Raw genomic sequence first — 6,313 nt, 5'->3', positions numbered from 1 at the left:
GCTGGATCAGGTCGGTCATGGCAGTGCCTTTGTTATTGTCAGGGTGGCCGAGTATAAACAGCCTTTCGCGACCGAGGCGAGTTGCTATACAGTCGTTCAACTATTCGACCCACGAGAGCCCCCGATGACCCAGGAAGCCCGCTTCAGCCGCATGCTGCCCGAACTGCGCAAGGCCAATCTGGTCGAGGCCACCCTGGCCTGCCTGAAGCGCCATGGTTTCCAGGGCGCATCGATCCGCAAGATCTGCGCCGAAGCCGGTGTCTCGGTAGGCCTGATCAGCCACCATTATTCGGGCAAGGACGAGCTGGTCGCCGAAGCCTACATGGCGGTCACCGGCCGGGTCATGCACCTGCTGCGCGAGGCCATGGCCCAGGCCGCGCCCAACGCCCGCGAGCGGTTGTCGGCCTTCTTCCGTGGCTCGTTCAGCGCCGAACTGCTCGACCCGCAGCTGCTCGATGCGTGGCTGGCGTTCTGGGGCGCGGTGAAGACCGCCGAGGCGATCAACCAGGTGCACGACCACTCCTATGGCGAATACCGCCGCGAACTGGGCACGCTGCTTGCCGAACTTGCGCGGGAGGAGGGCTGGCAACACTTCGATGCCGACCTCGCGGCCATCAGCCTCAGCGCCTTGCTCGATGGCCTGTGGCTGGAGTCCGGGCTGAACCCGGGCACCTTTACCCCGGCCCAGGGCGTGCAGATCTGCGAGGCCTGGGTCGATGGCTTGCAGGCCGGCGGTCGGCAACGCTTCAGTACCGCCACCGAGGGCTGTTGATCGACCGTTCAGCAATCGCTAGTCTTGGCTCACTCTAATAAAAATATCGCCTTCGGGCACTTCAGGACTAACCGCAATGACCTCTCAGGTACTGGTCGTCGATGACGATCCGCTGATTCGTGACTTGCTCCAGGCTTACCTGTCCCAGGAGGGCTATACCGTCCACTGTGCCGCTACGGCGGAACAGGCCGAAACGCTGCTGAGCGAGCAGCCGGTGGAACTGGTGATGCTCGACATCCGCCTGCCCGGCAAGGACGGCCTGACCCTGACCCGTGAACTGCGGGTGCGTTCGGAAGTGGGGATCATCCTGATCACCGGGCGCAACGACGAGATCGACCGCATCGTTGGCCTGGAATGCGGCGCTGACGATTATGTCAGCAAACCGCTCAACCCTCGCGAACTGGTATCCCGCGCCAAGAACCTGATCCGTCGCGTGCGCCACGCCCAAGGCGCGCGGCCAGCCAGCGTGGCTAGCGTCACCCTCAAACAGTTCGGCGACTGGTCGCTGGACTGCGACCGCCGCCGCCTGATCGATGCGCAGGGCGGCGAAACCCTGTTGACCCACGGCGAGTTCCAGCTGCTCAGCGTGTTCTTGCGCAACAGCGGCCATACCCTGAGCCGCGACCAGCTGATGGACCAGATCCGCAACCGTGAATGGGTGCCCAACGACCGTTCCATCGACGTGCTGGTCGGCCGCCTGCGGCGCAAGCTGCACGACGACCCCGCCGAGCCTGAACTGATCATCACCATCCACGGCGCCGGTTACCTGTTCACCGCCAGCGTGGCCGCGTGAGCCCGTTCCTGTTCGGCCTGCTGGCGCTGTTGGCCAGTGCTGCGCTGCAGGCCGCCGACAGCGTGCGCTATTGCGATTACCCGGTTTACCCACCGGTGTCCTGGAGCGATGGCAAACAGCCGCGCGGGCTGGCCCCCACGGTGGTGCGCGAGCTGTTCGGGCGGCTGGGCTATCGGGTCGAGATGGTGGTGTTGGGCAACTGGCAACGCTGCCTGCTCGACGCTGCCGAAGGGCGGGTGGATGTGGTGCTGGCCTACGCCTCGGAGCAGCGTGCCAAGTCGATGCGCTTTTCCCAGGTGCCGGTGCTGCGCGAGGAGGTGGCGGTGTTCGCCAACCGGCAGCATCCGCTGCAGTTCGACCAGCTCGAAGACCTGGCCAGATACCGCGGCGGGCTATTGTTCGGCGAAAGCTATGGCCAGGCATTCGACCGCTTCGTGGCGCAGCACCAGAACATCGAATGGGTTTCGGACAGCGGGCAGAACTTCGGCAAGCTGATTCGCGGGCGTATCGACTTTGTGGTCCAGGAGCGGCGTACCGGCCAGCTGTTCGTCGAGCACCTGGCAGGGGCCCAGGACATCGTTGCGCTGCCACCGGCACTGAGCGTCGACTACCTGCGCGTGGCGGTGTCGCGCCACTCGCCGCTGAGCGAGCGGATGGGCGACATCGACGCGCAACTGCAGAAGATGGTTGACGCCGGCGAACTGGAGCGCTGGCTGCATGAAAGCGAAGTCACCTACCGCGACATGGTCAACCAGCCATGAACCGCCTGCAACCGGGGGGCCTGCTGCGGCGGCTGTTGCTGTTCATCCTGCTGTTCAGCCTGTGCTTCACGGTGCTGGCCAGCAGCGTGCAGCTGTATTTCGAGTACCGCCGTGAGATGCGCGAGATCGATGCGCGCATGGCGTTGATCCGTGCCGGCTACCTGGCCAGCCTGGAGCGCAGCCTGTGGGACCTGAACCAGGAGCAGCTGAACGTGCAGTTGCGTGGGCTGGTGGATTTTTCCGATGTGGCGCGGGTGCGCCTGAGCAGCGCCGACTTCAGCTTGCAGCAGGGCGAGCCGAGCCCGCAGGGGCCGTTGCGGATCGAGCGTTTTGCCTTGGACTATCAGCCGCCTTCAGGGCCTGCGCGCCATTTGGGTGAGCTGGAAGTGAGCACTGACCTGGGCGCTGTGCACCGCCGGCTGTTCGCTACCGGCCTGACCAGCCTGTTGTGGATGAGCGTGTTCCTCTGCGGGCTGGCCCTGGCACTGTCGGGTTTGTTCTATCGCCTGGTCACCCGTCACCTGCAGGTCATGGCCGACTTCGCCCGGCGCATCGGTGCCGGGCAATGGCACGAGCCCCTGCGCCTGAACAAGCGCCGTTCACCCCATACCGACGAAATCGACAGCGTGGCCCTGGCCCTGGACGACATGCGCCGGGCCATCCTCAGAGACAGCGAACGCCGCGAAACCGACCGGCTGGCCTTGCAGGACAAGCGTGACGAGTTGCAGAAGCAGGTCGAGCGGCGCACGGCGAGCCTGATGCGTGCCAAGGACGATGCCGAGGCAGCCAACCTGGCCAAGTCGCGCTTCCTCGCTACCATGAGCCATGAACTGCGCACGCCGCTCAACGGCATTCTCGGCATGGCCGAGCTGCTGCGTGGCGCCGGCCTCGCGGCGCCCGACCGGCAACGCCTGGAGGCACTGTACAAGGCCGGTGACGGGCTGCTGAGCATCCTCAACGAGGTGCTGTATTTTGCCCGCCTGGAAGAAGGCGAAAGCCGTCCCGAGGCGGTGGATTTCTCCCTGCGCCAGTTGTGCGCCGAGGTCGTGACCTTGCTCGAACCCCGTGCGCTGGCCAACGACAGCCTGGTGCTGTGCCGCATCGACCCGCAACTGGCGGCGTACCAGCACGGCGCCGAGCAGTACCTGCGCCAAGTCCTGAGCAACCTGCTGGCCAATGCCATCAAGTTCACCGAGGGCGGCGAGATCCTGGTCGAAGTCCAGGTGATGCAGGGGCAACCCGGGCGGCAGCGCCTGCGCCTGAGTGTCACCGACGACGGCATCGGTATCTGCGAGGCGATGCAGCCGAAGATCTTCGAGCGTTTCGTCCAGGCCAGCGAGGCGGTTGCCCGGCGCTATGGCGGCACCGGCCTGGGGTTGGCGATCAGCAAGCACCTGGTCGAGCAGATGGCCGGGCAGATCGGCGTGCGCAGCCGCGAGGGGGAGGGCAGCTGCTTCTGGCTGGAGGTGGAGCTCGAGACGGCGCAGGCGCCCCAAGCCATGGCGGCGGCCGCTGCCGGCGCGGCGCCACTGGACATCCTGGTAGTGGAAGACGTGGCCTTGAACCGTGAGGTGGTCAGCGGGCTGCTGGCGCGTGACGGGCACAAGGTCTGGCTGGCGGAGGATGCCGAACAGGGTTTGCAACTGTGTGCACGGCAGCGCTTCGACGTGCTTCTGCTGGATGTGCACCTGCCAGGCATCAGCGGCGTGGAGCTGTGCCGGCAGCTGCGTGCCGGCGCCACGCCCAACCGCGAAACGCGCATCCTGGCGCTGACCGCCAGCGTCCAGCCGGGGTTGGTGCGGGCCTACCTGGATGCCGGCATGCAGGGGGTGCTGGGCAAGCCGCTGAAGCTGGCCAGCCTGCGCCAAGCCCTGGCGGGGCAATGCCAGGAGGCGGCGCCGGCAACCTCCGTCTGGCTTGACCAGGGGTTGCTGAGCATGCACCGCACGCTGCTTGGCGAGCAGAAGCTGCAAGGCTTGCTGGCCGGCTTGCAGGACAGCCTGGCGCAACAGCGCATGCCCTTGCTCGAAGCGGCCGAGGCGGGGGACTGCACCGAGGTGACCCACCTGGCCCATCGGCTGGCCGGCAGCAGCGATTCCATGGGCCTGTGCGGCCTGGCGGTGACCTTGCGCGAACTGGAAGCGCGTGCCCTGGCCCGTGACAAGGCGGGGGTACGGGCCATGGGGGCGTTGCTGGGCGAACAATTGCAGCGTGCCGAAGACACCCTCGCCGCGTTGCTGGCCGCCTGAGCGACAAAATCCTTACGACTTTTTACATCTTTGATCTTTACGATCAACCGGGCCTTACATCGCCTTCCAATAATCGGACTCAACCGCTGCACACGCGGTCTTCGACGCTTATTGGAGATAATAATAATGAAAGGCCGTAAAGCTGAAGGTATTCACCTCACGCGGGCATTGAAGAGCCGGCACATCTTCATGCTCTCGCTGGGTGGCGTGATCGGTACCGGGCTGTTCATGGGCTCGGGGGTGACCATCAACCAGGGCGGGCCAGTGGGCGCGATCCTGGCCTACCTGGTCGCCGGTTTCCTGATGTACCTGGTGATGGTCTGCCTGGGTGAACTGTCGGTGCAGATGCCGGTGTCCGGTTCGTTCCAGGCCCATGCGACGAAATTCATCGGCCCGGCCACCGGTTTCATGATTGGCTGGGTGTACTGGATGAGCTGGGCGACCACCGTGGGCCTCGAGTTCACTGCCGCAGGCATGCTGATGACGCGCTGGTTCCCGGAAGTGCCGATCTGGTACTGGTCGGCGCTGTTCGTTGCCGTGCTGTTCGGCATCAACGCTTTGGCCACCCGCGCCTTCGGCGAGGCGGAATACTGGTTCTCGGGGATCAAGGTGGCGGCGATCCTCGGCTTCATCATCGTCGGTGTGCTGGTGATCTTCGGTGGCATTTCGCTGAACAGCGGGGCGCCGGCGCCGATGATGAGCAACCTGATCGGCGATTCGCTGTTCCCCAACGGCCTGTCAGCGGTGTTCGCGGTGATGATGACCGTGGTCTACGCCTTCCAGGGCTGCGAGATCATGGGGGTGGCGGCGGGCGAGACCGACCAGCCGGACAAGAGCATCCCGCGGGCCGTGCGCAACGTGGTGTTCCGCGTGCTGATCTTCTACGTGCTGGCGATCGTGGTGCTGTCGGCGATCGTGCCGTGGCAGCAGGCCGGGCTGATGGAAAGCCCGTTCGTGCAGGTGTTCGACATGGTCGGCATTCCTTACGCCGCAGACCTGATGAACTTCGTCATCCTCACCGCGATCCTGTCGGTGGGCAACTCCGGCCTGTATGCCTCCACCCGCATCCTCTGGGCGATGTCCAAGACCGGCATGGCACCGCGCAGCCTGTCGCCGCTGAGCAGCCGTGGCGTACCACTGCGCGCCTTGTTCATCACCCTGTGCTTTGCGCTGGTGTCGCTGATGACCAGCTTCATTGCCGCAGACACCCTGTTCATGGTGCTGATGGCGGTGAGCGGCATGTCTGGCACGGTGACCTGGATCGTCATTGCCCTGGCGCAGTACCGCTTCCGCAAGCAGTTCCTGAGCGAAGGTGGCCAGCTGAGCGATCTCAAGTATCGCGCGCCGCTGTACCCGCTGGTACCGTTGCTGTGCATCACCCTGTGCAGTTCGCTGTTCGTGTTCCTGGCCATGGATGAGACGCAGCGGCCTTCGTTGTATTGGGGCTTTGGCTTTATTGCGCTGTGTTATGCGGCTTACTTCCTGGTGCAGCGCAAGCGTCATGGCGTGGGGGTGGAAGTGCCGGTGGCGTGAGACGGGTTTGGTGGTGCATGGTGGGGGATTGGGTGAGGGCTGACAGGCGCATGGCGGGGGATTGGGTGAGGGCTGACAGGTGCTCGCCGGGGTTTTTGCAGGGCCTGTGAGATCGAGCGCCGCCCGCGCGGCGCATCGCGGGCAAGCCCGCTCCCACATCTGTTTCGGGCCAATCTCTCCTGTGAAGCCAACAGGGACCGCCTTG

5 protein-coding genes are annotated in these 6,313 nt (G+C 65.1%); all 5 read left to right on the top strand.

Annotated elements, in window-relative coordinates:
- The first annotated feature begins 124 nt into the window (after nucleotides 1–124).
- The 5 genes from APH33_RS25460 (at nucleotide 125) to APH33_RS25440 (ending at nucleotide 6,108) form a co-directional block, all read left to right on the top strand.
- On the top strand, nucleotides 125–772 hold the full coding sequence (locus tag APH33_RS25460; protein ID WP_054887809.1) for a TetR family transcriptional regulator C-terminal domain-containing protein: 648 nt from the start codon (nucleotides 125–127) through the stop codon (nucleotides 770–772).
- A gap of 76 nt (nucleotides 773–848) precedes the next feature.
- On the top strand, nucleotides 849–1,565 hold the full coding sequence (locus APH33_RS25455; RefSeq protein ID WP_054887808.1) for a response regulator: 717 nt from the start codon (nucleotides 849–851) through the stop codon (nucleotides 1,563–1,565).
- Nucleotides 1,562–2,326 carry an ABC transporter substrate-binding protein gene (locus tag APH33_RS25450; protein WP_054887807.1) on the top strand — a complete coding sequence of 255 codons (765 nt, stop codon included), beginning with the start codon at nucleotides 1,562–1,564 and terminating at the stop codon, nucleotides 2,324–2,326. Before APH33_RS25455 ends, APH33_RS25450 begins: the two co-directional genes overlap by 4 nt.
- Nucleotides 2,323–4,575, top strand: coding sequence for a hybrid sensor histidine kinase/response regulator (locus APH33_RS25445; RefSeq protein WP_054887806.1), 2,253 nt, complete (start codon nucleotides 2,323–2,325; stop codon nucleotides 4,573–4,575). Before APH33_RS25450 ends, APH33_RS25445 begins: the two co-directional genes overlap by 4 nt.
- A gap of 126 nt (nucleotides 4,576–4,701) precedes the next feature.
- The gene (locus tag APH33_RS25440; protein ID WP_054887805.1) at nucleotides 4,702–6,108 is read left to right on the top strand and encodes an amino acid permease; all 1,407 of its coding nucleotides are present in this window, start codon (nucleotides 4,702–4,704) and stop codon (nucleotides 6,106–6,108) included.
- Nucleotides 6,109–6,313: the final 205 nt, after the last annotated feature.

The sequence above is a fragment of the Pseudomonas sp. NBRC 111130 genome (assembly GCF_001320485.1).
Lineage (GTDB): Bacteria > Pseudomonadota > Gammaproteobacteria > Pseudomonadales > Pseudomonadaceae > Aquipseudomonas > Aquipseudomonas vlassakiae.
This window is presented reverse-complemented; position numbering and strand designations above follow the sequence as displayed.

Coding starts and splice junctions, on each gene's coding strand:
- APH33_RS25455 (WP_054887808.1), top strand. CDS start 849: ATGACCTCTCAGGTACTGGTCGTCGATGACGATCCGCTGATTCGTGAC.
- APH33_RS25440 (WP_054887805.1), top strand. CDS start 4,702: ATGAAAGGCCGTAAAGCTGAAGGTATTCACCTCACGCGGGCATTGAAG.
- APH33_RS25460 (WP_054887809.1), top strand. CDS start 125: ATGACCCAGGAAGCCCGCTTCAGCCGCATGCTGCCCGAACTGCGCAAG.
- APH33_RS25445 (WP_054887806.1), top strand. CDS start 2,323: ATGAACCGCCTGCAACCGGGGGGCCTGCTGCGGCGGCTGTTGCTGTTC.